Below are 14,436 nucleotides of genomic sequence, written 5' to 3' on the forward strand. Positions count from 1 at the left end.
GATCCAACCCCGCCGCCCCGCGCGGCCCGTATTCCAGGAGCATGCCATGTCCACCATGAAAGCCACCGACGCCGATTTCGACAGCATCGTGCGCCAGTCCGACGTGCCGGTCGTCGTCGATTTCTGGGCCGAATGGTGCGGCCCGTGCCGTCAGATCGGCCCCGCGCTGGAGGAGTTGTCGGCCGAATACGCCGGCCGGGTGAAGATCGTGAAGGTCAACGTGGACGAAAACCCCGACGCGCCTGCCACCCTGGGCGTGCGCGGCATTCCCGCACTGTTCCTGTTCAAGGACGGGCAGGTCGTGTCGAACCGCATGGGGGCGGCGCCCAAGGCCTCGCTGAAAAGCTGGATCGACGAATCGATCTGACACGGCCGCGCGCCGTGAGATGAACGGGGCGGCGGGTCAGATCGGCCAGCCGCCCTTTCGCATGGCCGACCGGATGCGGTCGGCGGCGTCGGGGGCACCGGCGTCGATCGCGCGGTGCTTGAGAAACCACCACAGATAGGCCGCGAAATCCGGCGCGTGGCCGGGGGCCGCGTCCAGTGCCGCGGGCGCGCCAAGGTCCGCCACGTTCAGCCCGATGTGGTGAAAGTCGATGGCCGCGAACAGCACCGCGGCCTTGCCCAGCAGATAGCCGTCGAAGGCCACCGCGCTGTTCATCGTCGCCACGAAGGCGCAGTCGCGCAGCCGCGCCATCGTGTCGCCGCCCACGGTCAGGTTCCGGTGCCTGCGCGCCAGCCGGTCCAGCGCGGCGCGGTCGGCGCGGTCCGGGGCCTCGCGCGGGTGCAGCGTGGCGATGACCGGCCGCCCGGTGGCGCACACCGCGTCCAGCATGGCGACCGGGCTCATGGTCTGGAACGAGCGTTCCTGCCGCAGCCGGCCCTGCAGGGGCACCAGCACGTGATCGCCCCGCACCGGGTCCGGCCCCGGCAGCACCCGGCCCCGCAGCCGTCCCGCAAAGCCGCGGGCGGCGCCGGGGACCGCCGCGGGATCGAAGCGCGCCCGCGCCACCGCGAATCGCCAGCGTTCCACGCAAGGCTCGATGGTCCAGAACGGATAATGATAGGCCCGCCGAAAGCTGAGCGTGCGCGGCGTGTCCGGGCGGCGCATGTGGACCAGGGCGTAACTGTCGGGGTCCACCGCCTCGGCCGCGTCGCGCCAGTCCACCGCCCAGCCCGCGCCCTGCACGGCATGGGCCAGGACGCGCATGAACGGGAACGTCCCCGCCCGCGCGGTGTCCAGCATCGAGCCGTCCAGATAGACGCGCAGAAGGGGCCGTGTCATGGCGCGCAGGCTAATGCGGCCGCACGCGTTGCGAAAGCCGCGCCGCGCGCCTATCTGAGCCGCAATGCGAACGGAGGCTGCGATGAGCGACGACCGATTTCCCGGCTGGCACGGCACCACGATCCTGGCGGTGCGCCGCGGCGGGCGCGTGGTCGTGGCGGGCGACGGCCAGGTCAGCGTCGGCCAGACGGTGATGAAGGGCACGGCCCGCAAGGTCCGCCGCCTGGCGCAGGGCGGGCGCGACGTCGTTGTGGGCTTCGCCGGATCGACCGCCGACGCCTTCACCCTGCTGGAGCGGCTGGAGAAGAAGCTGGACTCCGCCCCCGGCCAGCTGCAGCGCGCCTGCGTCGAGCTGGCCAAGGACTGGCGCACCGACAAGTACCTGCGCAACCTGGAAGCCATGCTGATCGTGACCGACGGCGCGCAGATCTATGTCGTGACCGGCGCGGGCGACGTGCTGGAACCCGAACACGACGTGGCCGCCATCGGATCGGGCGGCAACTATGCGCTGGCGGCGGCCCGCGGCCTGATGGACAGCGACCTGGACGCCGAAGGCGTGGCCCGCCGCGCCATGCAGATCGCCGCCGACATCTGCGTCTACACCAACGGCAACCTGACGGTGGAAACGATCGGCGGATAAGGGGCCCGTGCCCGCCCGTCCGCGGCCGCGGACCTGCCCGTGAACCCCTGGACCAAGGCGAAAGACCCATGACCACCCTGACCCCCCGCGAGATCGTCAGCGAGCTTGACCGCTTCATCATCGGCCAGGCCGAGGCCAAGCGCGCCGTGGCCGTGGCCATGCGCAACCGCTGGCGGCGCCAGCAGCTGCCCGACGACCTGCGCGACGAGGTCTATCCCAAGAACATCCTGATGATCGGCCCCACCGGCGTCGGCAAGACCGAGATCAGCCGCAGGCTGGCGAAGCTGGCGCAGGCCCCCTTCATCAAGGTCGAGGCGACCAAGTTCACCGAGGTCGGCTATGTCGGGCGCGACGTCGAACAGATCATCCGCGACCTGACCGACGCCGCCATCGTGGACACCCGCGAACGCATGCGCGAGGCCGTGAAGGCGCGCGCCCACCAGGCCGCCGAGGAGCGCGTGCTGGAGGCCGTCGCCGGCGAGGGCGCGCGCGAGCAGACGCGCGATCTGTTCCGCGGCAAGCTGAAGCGGGGCGAGCTGGACGCGACGGTGATCGAGCTGGACCTGGCCGACGCCTCGAACCCGCTGGGCGGGCTGGAGATGCCGGGCATGCCCGGCATGCCGGTCGGCGGCATGATGGACCTGTCGGGCCTGATGAAGGCGTTCGGCGGGCGCCGCGTGCGCCGCAAGGTGACGGTGGCGGAATCCTATGACCTGCTGATCGCCGAGGAGGCCGACAAGCTGCTGGACGACGACACCGTCAAGGCCGCCGCGCTGGAGGCCGTGCAGCAATCCGGCATCGTCTTCATCGACGAGATCGACAAGGTGGCCGCGCGCCAGGAAACCCGCGGCGGCGACGTCAGCCGCGAAGGCGTGCAGCGCGACCTGCTGCCGCTGATCGAGGGCACGACCGTCGGCACCAAGTACGGCCCCGTCAAGACCGACCACATCCTGTTCATCGCCTCGGGCGCGTTCCACGTCGCCAAGCCCAGCGACCTGCTGCCCGAACTGCAGGGCCGCCTGCCCATCCGGGTCGAGCTGCGCGCCCTGACCGAGGGCGATTTCGTCCGCATCCTGACCGAGACGGACAACGCCCTGACCCGGCAATACACCGCGCTGCTGGGGACCGAGGGGGTGACGGTCGATTTCACCCCCGACGGCATCGCCGCGCTGGCGCGCATCGCCGCCGAGGTCAACGGCAGCGTCGAGAACATCGGCGCGCGGCGGCTGTATACCGTGATGGAGCGGGTGTTCGAGGAGCTGTCCTTTACCGCGCCCGACCGGGGCGGGCAGGCGGTGACGGTGGACGCGGCCTTTGTCGAGACGCAGATCGGCGACCTGGCGCGGTCGGCCGACCTGTCGCGCTATGTGCTGTAAAGGGAAGGGCTGACCCGCCCGCTGCGGCGTGACCTGCCGGGGCGCGGCGTCCCCCGGCCCGGCGCCTGCGGCGACGATCGGGGGGCGGCCGCCGGGGCTCGCTGCGCGCCCACGCCCTGGCCGGCCACCTTCTCCGGAACCGCAGGCGGCGCCGCCCGTTGACTGGCAACCTCAACCGGAGTCCTGCCATGTCCAGCATGTTCAACGGCCTGATCGGCCTGATCATCTTCGCCCTCGACGTGTGGGCTATCGCCTCGATCATCAACTCGAACGCGGCGAGCCGGTCCAAGGTGATCTGGGTGATCGTCGTGGCGGTCCTGCCGGTCCTCGGCCTGATCGCCTGGTGGTTCGCCGGGCCAAAGGCGAACTACAAGGGCCGGGTGTGACGCAGGCGTGACCCGCCCCGACCCGACGCGCAGGCGGCCCCGCGAGGGGCCGTGCTGACCGGCGGCGGATGGTTTGCAGGCCCAGCCGCGACGGGCCGCGCGCCCTTGCCGACGCCTGGCCGGGACGCGTCCGACAGGGGCCCACGCTAGTCCCCGTGACGGACCCGAATCAGATCGTCCACCGCAAAGCCGTTGTCACGGGCGATGCCCGTCAGGCGCCCATAGGTCGCCTCGTCCATCGCAGGCTGCCGCGCAAGGATCCACAGATAGCCGCGGTTCGGCCCCGACACGACCGCCCAGCGGTAATCGGGGTCCAGCGCAAAGACGTGATAGCCGCCCGGAAAGCCGGGAAAGAACATCACCGCAAGGCTGGCCGTCGCGGGGTCGCCCAGGAACCGGGCGGTGCCCTCGACCGATTTCCACTGGCCGTTCTTCAACCCGCGGTTCACCACGCGGACCGTGCCGTCGTCGTTCAGCGCATAGCTGGCGCTGACGTCGGTCATCCCGCGCTCGAACCGGTGGTCCAGGCGCGCGATCTCGTACCACTGGCCCATGTAGCGGTCGACCTGAAAGCCGGTGACCGGGGTGATCCCCGCGGGAACGCGGGTCATGACGGCGCGCGAGCAGGCGGCCACGGCCGCCAGTGCGGCAAGGCCCACGGCAAGGGTGCGGAATCGGATCATCGGCGGGACCTTTCGCTGGCGACGCAGGGCCAACGCGCGACGGCGTGGAAAGATGCCGCGATCAGAACGGCACGGGGGCGGAAAACGTCATGGTGACGTTGCTGTCGGGGTGGCGCAGGCGCAGGGTTTCCGCGTGCAGCATCAGCCGCGGATGGTCCGCGGCCGCCCCCGCCGCATACAGCGGATCGCCCAGGATGGGATGGCCCAGGCTTGCCATGTGGACGCGCAGCTGATGGCTGCGCCCGGTCAGCGGAAACAGCCGGACACGCGTTTCGGCCTCGGTCGCGCGGATCACGCGCCAGTCGGTCTGCGCGGGGCGGCCCTGTTCGGGGTCGATCCGCTGGCGGGGCCGGTTCGGCCAGTCCACGATCAGCGCCGCATCGACGCGGCCCGACGCCCCCTGCATCCGCCCCCAGACCCGCGCGACATAGGATTTCTTGACCTGCCGCCGCTCGAACTGCTGGCCCAGGTGGCGCTGGGCGTGCGGGGTCAGCGCAAAGACCATCACGCCGGACGTGTCCAGGTCCAGCCGATGCACCAGCAGCACGGTGGGAAAGGCCGCGCGCAGGCGGGCGATCAGGCAGTCGGCCCGATCCTCGCCCCGGCCGGGCACGGACAAAAGGCCCGCGGGCTTGTCCACGACCAGGATCTGGTCGTCGTCGTGGATCAGGCGCGGCTGTTCGGCCGTGGGCGCATAGACAAAGCTCATCGCACGACCAGCCGCAGGGCCAGAGCGCCGAACAGCACGGCGGCGGCCTTGTTCAGCACGCCCAGCCGCGCCCCCAGGCGCATGCCCAGCCAGCCGCCGGCCGCGCCATAGGCCATGGTGACCAGCGTTCCGGTGAACGCGAAGATCAGCCCCAGCGCCAGCAACTGCTGCCACAGGGGTCCATAGGCAGGGCTGGTGAACTGCGGAAGGAAGGCCAGCAGGAACAGCAGCGGCTTGGGGTTCAGCAGGTTCGAGAGCATCCCGCGCCGGATGATCGTCCACGGCCGCACCGATCCCCGCGCGGTCGGGTCGGGGGGCGGCGCGCGCCAGGCCTGCACCGCCAGCACCGCCAGGTAGGCCGCGCCCAGCCACCTGATCGCCGTCAGCGCGCCGGGATGGGCCGCCACCACCGCGCCCAGGCCCAGCGTGGTCAGCGCCACGTGGACCAGCACGCCAAAGCCCACGCCCAGCCCCGCCAGCGCACCCGCCCGGGCGCCCCCCTGCACCCCGCAGGCGGTGGCGAAGAACACGTCCTGACCGGGGGCGACGTTCAGCACCAGCCCGCCCGCGACAAAGCCGGCCAGCTGCGGCCACGGGATCGCGGCCAGCGTGTCCCAGATCAACGGCGGTCCCTCACTGCGCGGGGTCCTGCGGCAGGCCGTCGGCGATGTCGTAGTAGTCGCCCTTGTCGGCGACCCAGATGTGGCGTTCCAGCCGCAGGCCCGTCGGCGCCTGAATGCAGCCCAGCGCGACGTCGGTGTCCCCCCGCCCGATCGCGCGCCAGAACATCGAGCTGCCGCAGGTGGCGCAAAACCCGCGCTCGGCCCTGTCGGACGACCGATACCAGCGGATGTGCTCGGCGCCCTCGATCGTCAGGCGGTCGTTCGGGACGGGCACGGCGGCCCAGACATGGCCCGACCAGCGCCGGCACTGGCCGCAATGGCAGGCCGCGACGTCGGGCAGCGGCCCGCGCATCGTGGCCCGGATCGCGCCGCACAGGCACGCGGCGCGGCGCTCAGAGCTGTCCGAAGACGTCATGCAGGATCCTTTCCAGAACCGCGGCGTCGGCCGCGTCAAAGGCGCCGGGCCGGTCGCTGTCGATGTCCAGCACGCCGATCAGGCGCCCGCCCGCGCCGATGACCGGCACCACGATCTCGGACCGGGTCGAGCTTGAGCAGGCGATGTGGCCGGCAAACGCCTCGACGTCCGGCACGACCTGGGTCTGCCGGCTGCGCGCCGCCGCCCCGCAGACCCCGCGCGAAAACGGGATCGTCAGGCAGCCGTGGCCGCCCTGATAGGGGCCGATCTTCAGCACCTCGGGCGCGGTCACGCGATAGAACCCGGTCCAGTCGCAGCGATCGTCGGCGGCGTGGATCTCGCAGGCGAGGGTGGCCATCAGCGCGACCTCGTCGGTCTCGCCGTCGGTCAGGGCGCGGATGCGGGCGGTCAGGGCGTCATCGAACATGGCCGCAGGTTAGCGCGTCGCAACGGGGGGCGAAAGACGCGGCGAGGGCCGGGCATCGGCCACCTTGGGCCGCCCCGCCGCCGCGGTTGCTGCGGGGGCGGCCGCGTGCCAGACCCGGGCCATGACCCTGACCGCGCGCATCCTGTCCCTGGTGCTGGTCGTCCAGCTGGTGCTGGCCGCCGCGGTGGGCGCGCTTCTGGCCGGCAACGCGCGCGCGGCGGTGGCGGCCGAGGTGGACGGCTCGATCCAGGCGGCGCGCGCGCTGGTGCTGGCCAGCGTCGCCACCCTGATCGACGCCGTGCCCGGCCCGGTGCTGGTTCCGGCGCTGGCCGAACGGCTGGTGCAGCCGCGCCATGCGCGCATCACGCTGTATGACGTGCAAAGCGGCCGCACGCTGGTCCCGCCAAGCCGTCTGGCACGCCCGGGCCCCGCGCCCGCCTGGTTTGCGCGCCTTCTCGCGCCCACGGGCCACGCCAGCGAGCTGCCGATCGTCGAGAACCGCAACATGCGCGGGCTGGCCGTCATCTCGGCCGATCCGGGTGTCGAGATTGCCGAGATCTGGCGCGATGCCCGGGCGCTGGCGCTGGTCATGGCGCTGGCCGCCGCCGCACAGGTGGGCCTGACGGCGGTGGTGCTGCGCGCCGGGCTGCGCCCTTTGGGCCGGCTGCGCGCGGTGCTGGCGCGGCTGGCGCAGGGCGACCTGACGGCCCGGGCGGACCGCGTCTCGGTCCCCGACCTCGCGCCGCTGGCCGCCGACATCGACCGGCTGGGCGGCGCGCTGGCCGCCGCGCAGGCTGACCGCGCGCGGCTGTCGCGGCAGGTGGTCGGGCGGGGCGACCAGGAACGCAAGGCGGTCGCCCGCGACCTGCACGACGAATACGGCCCCAACCTGTTCGCCCTGCGGGTCGAGGCCGCGGCCATCCGCGACGCGGCCCCCGATCCGGCCCTGCGGGCGCACGCCGAAACCATCCTGGCCATCGCCGACGACATCCGGCGGGTGAACAGCGCGCTGCTGTCGGGGCTGCGGCCCATGGCGGTGGGGCAGCTGCCGCTGGCGGCGGTGCTGGCCGACATGTTCGACGACCTCGCCGCGCGCCATGACCGGATCGACTGGACGCTGGATCTGGACCCCGCCCTGCCCGAACCCGACGAGGCGACGGCGCTGACGATCTATCGCATCCTGCAGGAGGGCACGACCAACGTGCTGCGCCATGCGACCGGGGCCCGCACGGTGACGGCCAGCGTGGGCCACGGCCCGGCCGGCTGGACGGTCCGGCTGGCCGATGACGGGCCCGGAACGGGGGGCGCCGCCGAGGGCAACGGCCTGTCGGGGATGCGCGAACGCGTGGCCCTGCTGGGCGGCACATTTGCCGTGCAAAGCGGTCCGGGCGGTGCGACATTGACCGCCACCCTGCCTGCGGATGCCTGATGCCCGAGCCTGCCTCCCCTGTTGGCGCCCCTGCCGCCTCGCCCGCGCGCGACGACGCACCCGCCGGTGCGCCCCCGGTGGCGATGGTGGTCGATGACCATCCGATCACCCATCTGGGCTGCGGCCGGCTGCTGGCGGACCTGGGCTACGGCCCCGTGCTCAAGGCGATGTCGGGGGACGAGGCGCTGGCCCAGCTGGACGCGGGCCACCGGCCGGCGCTGGTGGTGCTGGACATCGTGCTGCCGGGCGCGGGCGGGCTGGCGCTGATCGCGCCTATCCTGGCCCGCGCACCCGGTGCGGCGATCCTGATGTTTTCCATGAACGACCAGCCCGGATTCGCCAGCCGCGCGCTGGCCGAGGGCGCGCGCGGGTTCCTGTCCAAGAACGCCGCCCCCGAGGAGTTTGCGGCCGCCGTCCGCGCCGTTGCCGCGGGCGAGGTCTATCTCTCCCACAAGCAGGCGCTGGCGCTGGCGACGCAGGGGCGCAGCCGGGCCGCGACCCTGACCGACCGCGAGACCGAGGTGCTGTCGCTGGTCGGCCAGGGCCGGTCGCTGCAGCAGATCGCCGATGCGCTGGGGGTCAGCTACAAGACCGCGGCCAACACCACCTCGACCCTCAAGCGCAAGCTGGGCGTGGCCAGCATGACGGGCCTGATCCGGATCGCGGTCGAGGGCGGCTAGACCGCCGCCACCCGTCGCGCGGCCGCAAGCTGGCGCACCCCCACCGGGACCAGGATCGCCAGCCCGATCAGCGTCGCCGTCCAGTCGGGCGCGACCAGCAGGACCGCGGCCACGGTCAGGGCCAGCCGCTCGATCATCAGCAGGGACGCGAACATCCAGCCGGTAATCGCCGCCGACAGCGCCCAGATGCCCAGCACCGCGCCCCCGAAGGCCAGCACGAACGCGTTCCACGTGAAGCCGTCGGTCACCAGCAGCAGCGCCGGCTGGAAGGCGAAGACGAACGGCACCAGCGCCTTGCCCATGGACAGCCGGAACGCGGTGTTCCCGGCCTTGAACGCGTTGGCCCCCGCGATCCCCGACGCGGCATAGGCGGCCATCGCCACCGGCGGCGTCACGTCGGCCAGCACCCCATAGTAGAAGACGAAGAAATGCGCGACGAGCGGCTGGACGTTCAGCAGCCCCAGGACCGGCGCCGCGACCGCCACCATGATGATGTAGTTGGCCGTGGTCGGGATGCCGCAGCCCATCAGCACGCAGACGACGGCCGTCAGCAGCAGGGTGAACAGCAGGGTCAGGGACTGAAGGCCCATCACCTCGAACGGCAGGATGGCCAGCACGCTCGAGACGGATTCCGCCCAGCCCGCCGCGACGCCCGTGACCATGTAGGCGATCTTGAAGCCGACGCCGGTCAGCGTCACCACCCCGATCACCACGCCCACCAGGGCCGCCGCGGCGGTGACGGCCAGCGACTGCTTGGCCCCCAGGACGAACCCCTCGTAAAGGCCGTGCGCCGCGCGGCGCAGTCCGGTCGCCAGGCCGTGGGCCGACAGCTCCTGCCACAGCAGCACGACGATGCAGGCGATGATCGACCAGAACGCCGCGGCAAAGGGCGTGCGCCCCGACAGCAGCACGGCGATCAGCACGATCAGCGGCACCACGGTCAGCCAGCCGGCGCGCAGCACCTTCCAGGCGTTGGGCAGTTCCGACGGGTGCAGGCCGCGCAGGCCCAGGCGCTTCGCCTCCAGGTGGACCTGGACCAGCACGCCGAAGAAATGCATGAACGCGGGCACGATGGCCGCCGTCAGGATCGTGGTCAGCGGCAGGCCCAGGTATTCGATCATCAGGAACGCGACCGCGCCCATCACCGGCGGCGTGATCTGCCCGCCGGTCGAGGCTGCGGCCTCGACCGCGGCGGCGAAGTGGCGGGGATAGCCCACCCGGATCATCGCCGGGATGGTCAGCGCCCCGGTCGTGACCGTGTTGGCGATGGACGAGCCCGAGATCGAGCCCAGCAGCGCCGAGGACAGCACCGACACCTTGGCGGGCCCGCCGGCAAATCGGCCTGCGGCGGCCGAGGCCACGTCGATGAACAGCTGCCCCAGCCCGATCCGCGTCGCCATGACGCCGAACAGCACGAAGTGGAACACATAGGTCGCGATCACGCCCAGCGCGGTGCCGTAGATGCCCTGCGAGGTCAGGTACAGGTGGTTGACGATGTTGGACCAGCTTGCCCCCGGATGGACCAGGATGCCCGGCATGTTTCGCCCGAAATACGCATAGGCGATGAACAGGATGGCGATCACCGGCAGCGGCCAGCCCATCGACCGGCGCACCGCCTCGAGCAGGACGACGATCAGGATCGTGCCCATCGTGATGTCGGTCAGGTTCGGGTTGCCGACCCGGAACGCCAGCTGGTCATAGATCCACGGCACGTACAGCGAGGCGGCCGCGCCGGCGATGGCCATCGCCCAGTCGATCAGCGGCAGGCCGAGGAAGGCGCCCGGCCCGCGCACGGCCTGCTGCCGGCCAAAGGCGGAAAACGACAGGAACACCAGAAACAGCGTCGCCGCCATGTGCAGGCCGCGATGCACCGTCGCCTGCGGGATGCCGAACCCGGCGGTGTAGAAATGATAGCAGCTCAGCAGGAACAGGATGCCGCCGGCCAGCGCCGCGACCGGCCCCAGCAGGTCGCGAAAGCGCATCTCGGGGTCGTATTTCTCCTCCAGCGCCTGCAGGGCGTCGGCGTCCAGCAGGTTGGGCTGGTCGTAATGCTGCGGCTGCTGCGGGTCGTGCCGGGGATCTGTCATGATGCTGGTCCTTGTGGGCAGGCGGGGCGCGGGATCCTGCGACCCCGCGCCCCCCGGTTGGCGGCTTACTTCAGCAGCCCTGCTTCCTTGTAGAAGCGCTCGGCGCCGGGATGCAGCGGAATGCCCACGCCTGCAAGGGCGTTTTCCTTGACGATCTGCTTGCCCTTGGCGTGGCCCGCGTCCAGCTGCGCGCGGGTGGCGTCGTTCCACAGCGCCTTGGTGATGCCATAGATCAGCTCGTCGGGCTGGCTGGCCGAGGTGACCCACTGCGCGCCCACGGCGATGGTCGGCACGTCGGCGGTCGTCCCCTCGTAGGTGCCGGCGGGGATGATGTCGGTGGCGAAGAACTTGTTCTCCAGCACCTTGGCGGCCACCTCGCCCTCGATCGGGACGATCCTGACGTCCTGCTGGCTGGCCAGTTCGGCGATGGCGCCGGCCGGATAGCCGCCGACGAAGAAGAACGCGTCCATCGCGCCGTCCTTCATGCGGTCGGCCGCCTGGTCGGGCTTGAGGTATTCGGGGGTGATGTCGCTTTCGCTCAGCCCCGCGGCGGCCAGGATCAGCTGCGCGTCGACCAGCGTGCCCGACCCCGGCTCGTCCAGCGACACGCGCTTGCCCTTGAGATCGGCGACCGAGCTGATGCCCGACGCCGCGCTGGCGACCAGGTGGATCGATTCGGGATACAGGTTGGCGATGGCGCGCAGCGTGTCGGCGGGGGGCTTGCCCTCCCAGATGCCGGTGCCGGTCTGCGCCCAGGTCGCCACGTCGCCCTGTGCAAAGCCCGATTCCAGCGTGCCGCCGACGATGGCGTTGACGTTGGCGACCGATCCGTTCGACGCCAGCGCGCTGGCGACCAGCCCCGGCACGCCGCAGGCGCCGCCATCCTCGCAGGGCCGCGACCCGGGCGGGGCCGAGATGGCGTTCGCCAGAAGGCCGCCGATCGGGTAGTAGGTGCCCGACGTGCCGCCCGTCCCGATGCGGAAGAACGTCATTTCTTGCGCGGCGGCCGCGCCGGTTGCGGCCAGCACCGCGGCGGCCGCAAGGCCCAGGATCTTTCTGGTGAACATGATAACCCCTGTTGTCGAACGTCCCCGCCAGCGTAACCCCCGCGCGCGGGTGGGCACAACCGCCCATCACCCTGCGACAATCTGTCCGAATCCGTCGGCGCGATGTCGGATTCGGCGCGTGTGCCGCCGCGCGGCGGGTGCAAATCTGGCGCGATGTCGTCGTTCAATGGAGCCGCCATGTTGGACCCCGCCCAGACTCTGGCCCGCATCCGCGCCCGCCGCCCCGCCTATTCGCTCGACCGCGACCTTTACTGCGATCCGGGCGTGTTCCAGACCGACCTGGACCAGATCTGGTACAAGGAATGGCTGTTCGCCATCCCGTCGGCCGAGATCCCCAGGACCGGCAATTACGCCACCCTGCAGGTCGGCGCCTATCCGGTCATCATCGTGCGCGGCGCCGACAAGGAGATCCGTGCCTTCCACAACGTCTGCCGCCACCGCGGCCAGCGGCTGTCGGCCAAGCCCTGCGGCTCGGCCGCCAAGCTGGTCTGCCCCTATCACCAGTGGACCTATGACCTCGACGGCCGGCTTCTGTTCGCCCGCGACATGGGGCCGGACTTCGACGCCGGCCAGTTCGGGCTGAAGCCCGTTGCCTGCCGCAACGCGGGCGGCATGGTCTGGATCTGCCTGGCGGACGCGCCGCCCGAGTTCGACCGCCTGCACGGCATCCTGAACGACTATCTCGCGCCCAGCGGGCTGCTCGACGATGCCAAGGTCGCCCATTCCTCGACCATCGTGGAAAAGGGCAACTGGAAGCTGGTGATCGAGAACAACCGCGAATGCTATCATTGCTCGGGGTCGCACCCCGAACTCTGCCGCACCTATTCCGACGATCCCCTGATGACGGTGATGGAGGGGCCGCAGGCCGCATCCCCCGAGATCCTGTCCCACTGGGACCGCTGCGACGCGGCCGGGATTCCGTCGCGCTTCGTCAATGACGCGCACATGCAGTGGCGGCTGGCCCGCGTGCCGCTGATGAACAACGCCGAATCCTTTACGATGTCCACCAGGGCCGCGGTCAGCAAGCGCATGGGCACCATCCCGTGGAACGACGCCGGGTCGCTGATGTTCTATCACTTCCCGTCAAGCTGGCACCATTTCCTGCCCGACCACGCGATCCTGTTCCGCCTTTTGCCGATCAGCGCCACCGAAACCGAGGTCACGTCGAAATGGCTGGTCCGCAAGGACGCGGTCGAGGGGCAGGACTATGACCTGAAGGCCCTGACCGAGGTCTGGACCGCCACCAACGACGAGGACCGCCGCGTGGTCGAGGAGAACCAGGCCGGGATCCTGTCCCCCGCCTATCAGCCCGGCCCCTATTCCCCCCGGCAGGAGGAAGGCGTGATCCATTTCGTCGACTGGTACTGCCGCCGCATGACGGAACGGCTGGGCGGCGATGCGGCACAGGCGCTGGCGGCCGAATGACGGGTCCGGTCACGCGGCCGCTGTCCGGCCCCGCCTGGACGGATGCCGAGGCGCTGGAATGCGCGATGGTGGTGCCCGAGACCGCGGACACCGCCACCTTCACCTTTCGCGCGCCGTCGGGGGCGTGGTTCGATTACCAGCCCGGCCAGTTCCTGACGCTGGACCTGCCGCTGCCGGGGGGCAACGTGCAGCGGACCTATACGATCAGCTCGTCCCCCTCGCGCCCGCTGTCCATCGGGATCACGGTCAAGGCGCAGACGGGCAGCCTGGCGACCCGCTGGATGCTGGACCACCTGCGGCCGGGGATGCGGATCAGGGCCTATGGCCCGGCGGGGGTGTTCACCAACCACCGGCACCCGGCGGGGAAATACCTGTTCATCTCGGCCGGGTCCGGCATCACGCCGATGATGTCGATGACGACCTGGATGTGGGATTCGGGCGAGATGCCCGACATCGTCTTCGTCCATGCCGCGCGCACGCCGTCCGAGATCATCTTCCGCCAGCGGCTGGAAGGCATGGCCGACCGGGTGCCGGGGTTGCAGCTGCGCTTTACCGTCGAGGAGACGGACCCGTTCCGCGCCTGGACCGGCTATCGCGGGCGGCTGAACCAGATCATGCTGGGCCTGATGGCCCCCGACTATCTGGAGCGCGAGGTGTTCTGCTGCGGCCCCGAGCCCTTCATGCAGGCGGTGCGCGACATGCTGGGCGCGCTGGGCTTCGACATGGAGCGGTATCACCAGGAAAGCTTTGCGGCCCCCGCCCGCAACGAGGCCGAAGTGCCGGTCCTCGACGACGTGGTTCCCGACGAGACGGCGCGGGCCGAGGTCGTGTTCGCCCTGTCCGGCGTCAGCGCGCCCTGCACGGAAACCGACACGGTGCTGGCGGTGGCCAAGGCCAGCGGGCTGAACATCCCGTCCGGCTGCACCTTCGGCCTGTGCGGCACCTGCAAGGTGATGAAGACCGAGGGCGAGGTCCACATGGTCCACAACGGCGGCATCACCGAGGACGAGATCGAGGAGGGCTACATCCTTGCCTGCTGCTCGCACCCGATGGGGCGGGTGGTGGTCGCGGTGTGACGAGGCGGCTGCCCCCGTGACCGGGCAGGCACCGGCGCGGCCGGACCGCGCCGAGGCGACGCCCCCCGCGCCGGCGTCCTGTGACGGAAGGTTGCGTCCCGGTGCCAGCCCGTCGCGGCGGACCGGCG

At 71.1% G+C, this 14,436-nt stretch carries 16 protein-coding genes; 8 read left to right on the plus strand and 8 right to left on the minus strand.

From position 1 onward, the window contains the following. Positions 1-46 precede the first annotated feature (46 nt). Positions 47-367: a thioredoxin gene (gene trxA, locus DPQ23_RS02410; RefSeq protein ID WP_112873046.1), complete on the plus strand. Its 321-nt coding sequence runs from the start codon at positions 47-49 to the stop codon at positions 365-367. Between the two features lie 36 nt (positions 368-403). On the opposite strand, the gene DPQ23_RS02415 is transcribed toward trxA, so the two are convergent. Then, positions 404-1,285 carry a hypothetical protein gene (locus DPQ23_RS02415; protein WP_112873047.1) on the minus strand — a complete coding sequence of 294 codons (882 nt, stop codon included), beginning with the start codon at positions 1,283-1,285 and terminating at the stop codon, positions 404-406. Between the two features lie 82 nt (positions 1,286-1,367). On the opposite strand from DPQ23_RS02415, the gene hslV reads away from it, so the two are divergent. The 3 genes from hslV (at position 1,368) to DPQ23_RS02430 (ending at position 3,687) form a co-directional block, all read left to right on the plus strand. After that, positions 1,368-1,925 (plus strand): ATP-dependent protease subunit HslV, encoded by a 558-nt coding sequence (gene hslV / locus DPQ23_RS02420; protein WP_112873048.1) that lies wholly within the window; start codon positions 1,368-1,370, stop codon positions 1,923-1,925. Positions 1,926-1,993: 68 nt separating this feature from the next. Next, positions 1,994-3,301, plus strand: coding sequence for an ATP-dependent protease ATPase subunit HslU (hslU, locus tag DPQ23_RS02425; RefSeq protein ID WP_112873049.1), 1,308 nt, complete (start codon positions 1,994-1,996; stop codon positions 3,299-3,301). Positions 3,302-3,489: 188 nt separating this feature from the next. Further along, on the plus strand, positions 3,490-3,687 hold the full coding sequence (locus DPQ23_RS02430; protein ID WP_112873050.1) for a PLD nuclease N-terminal domain-containing protein: 198 nt from the start codon (positions 3,490-3,492) through the stop codon (positions 3,685-3,687). Between the two features lie 146 nt (positions 3,688-3,833). Here the strand turns inward: DPQ23_RS02430 and DPQ23_RS02435 are convergent, their stop codons facing one another. The 5 genes from DPQ23_RS02435 to DPQ23_RS02455 form a co-directional block, all read right to left on the minus strand. Beyond that, positions 3,834-4,370 carry a lipocalin family protein gene (locus DPQ23_RS02435; protein ID WP_112873051.1) on the minus strand — a complete coding sequence of 179 codons (537 nt, stop codon included), beginning with the start codon at positions 4,368-4,370 and terminating at the stop codon, positions 3,834-3,836. Positions 4,371-4,431: 61 nt separating this feature from the next. After that, a complete protein-coding gene (locus DPQ23_RS02440) occupies positions 4,432-5,079 on the minus strand; it encodes an RluA family pseudouridine synthase (RefSeq protein ID WP_112873052.1) in 648 nt (215 codons plus the stop codon). Next, positions 5,076-5,702 carry a LysE family translocator gene (locus tag DPQ23_RS02445; protein WP_112873053.1) on the minus strand — a complete coding sequence of 209 codons (627 nt, stop codon included), beginning with the start codon at positions 5,700-5,702 and terminating at the stop codon, positions 5,076-5,078. Before DPQ23_RS02445 ends, DPQ23_RS02440 begins: the two co-directional genes overlap by 4 nt. A 10-nt stretch (positions 5,703-5,712) precedes the next feature. Further along, positions 5,713-6,117, minus strand: coding sequence for a GFA family protein (locus tag DPQ23_RS02450; protein WP_112873054.1), 405 nt, complete (start codon positions 6,115-6,117; stop codon positions 5,713-5,715). Further along, a complete protein-coding gene (locus DPQ23_RS02455) occupies positions 6,095-6,544 on the minus strand; it encodes a GAF domain-containing protein (RefSeq protein ID WP_112873055.1) in 450 nt (149 codons plus the stop codon). The genes DPQ23_RS02450 and DPQ23_RS02455 overlap by 23 nt, the downstream gene beginning before the upstream one ends. A gap of 121 nt (positions 6,545-6,665) precedes the next feature. Between DPQ23_RS02455 and DPQ23_RS02460 the strand changes: the two genes are divergently transcribed. Next, positions 6,666-7,973 (plus strand): histidine kinase, encoded by a 1,308-nt coding sequence (locus DPQ23_RS02460; RefSeq protein ID WP_112873056.1) that lies wholly within the window; start codon positions 6,666-6,668, stop codon positions 7,971-7,973. Next, positions 7,973-8,653, plus strand: a complete 681-nt coding sequence (locus DPQ23_RS02465; protein WP_112873057.1) for a response regulator transcription factor — start codon at positions 7,973-7,975, stop codon at positions 8,651-8,653. Before DPQ23_RS02460 ends, DPQ23_RS02465 begins: the two co-directional genes overlap by 1 nt. Here DPQ23_RS02465 and DPQ23_RS02470 read toward each other — a convergent pair. Next, the gene (locus DPQ23_RS02470; protein ID WP_112873058.1) at positions 8,650-10,740 is read right to left on the minus strand and encodes a TRAP transporter permease; all 2,091 of its coding nucleotides are present in this window, start codon (positions 10,738-10,740) and stop codon (positions 8,650-8,652) included. The two genes, DPQ23_RS02465 and DPQ23_RS02470, sit on opposite strands and share 4 nt — an antisense overlap. Before the next feature lie 65 nt (positions 10,741-10,805). Then, a complete protein-coding gene (locus tag DPQ23_RS02475; RefSeq protein ID WP_112873059.1) occupies positions 10,806-11,807 on the minus strand; it encodes a TAXI family TRAP transporter solute-binding subunit in 1,002 nt (333 codons plus the stop codon). 177 nt (positions 11,808-11,984) lie between these two features. Here DPQ23_RS02475 and DPQ23_RS02480 point away from each other — a divergent pair, with 177 nt between their 5' ends. Both DPQ23_RS02480 and DPQ23_RS02485 read left to right on the plus strand, forming a co-directional pair. After that, positions 11,985-13,232: an aromatic ring-hydroxylating oxygenase subunit alpha gene (locus DPQ23_RS02480; protein WP_112873060.1), complete on the plus strand. Its 1,248-nt coding sequence runs from the start codon at positions 11,985-11,987 to the stop codon at positions 13,230-13,232. Next, positions 13,229-14,308: an FAD-binding oxidoreductase gene (locus tag DPQ23_RS02485; protein WP_112873061.1), complete on the plus strand. Its 1,080-nt coding sequence runs from the start codon at positions 13,229-13,231 to the stop codon at positions 14,306-14,308. Before DPQ23_RS02480 ends, DPQ23_RS02485 begins: the two co-directional genes overlap by 4 nt. The last annotated feature ends 128 nt before the right edge of the window (positions 14,309-14,436 follow it).

It is taken from the genome of Paracoccus endophyticus (assembly GCF_003286075.1).
GTDB lineage: Bacteria > Pseudomonadota > Alphaproteobacteria > Rhodobacterales > Rhodobacteraceae > Paracoccus > Paracoccus endophyticus.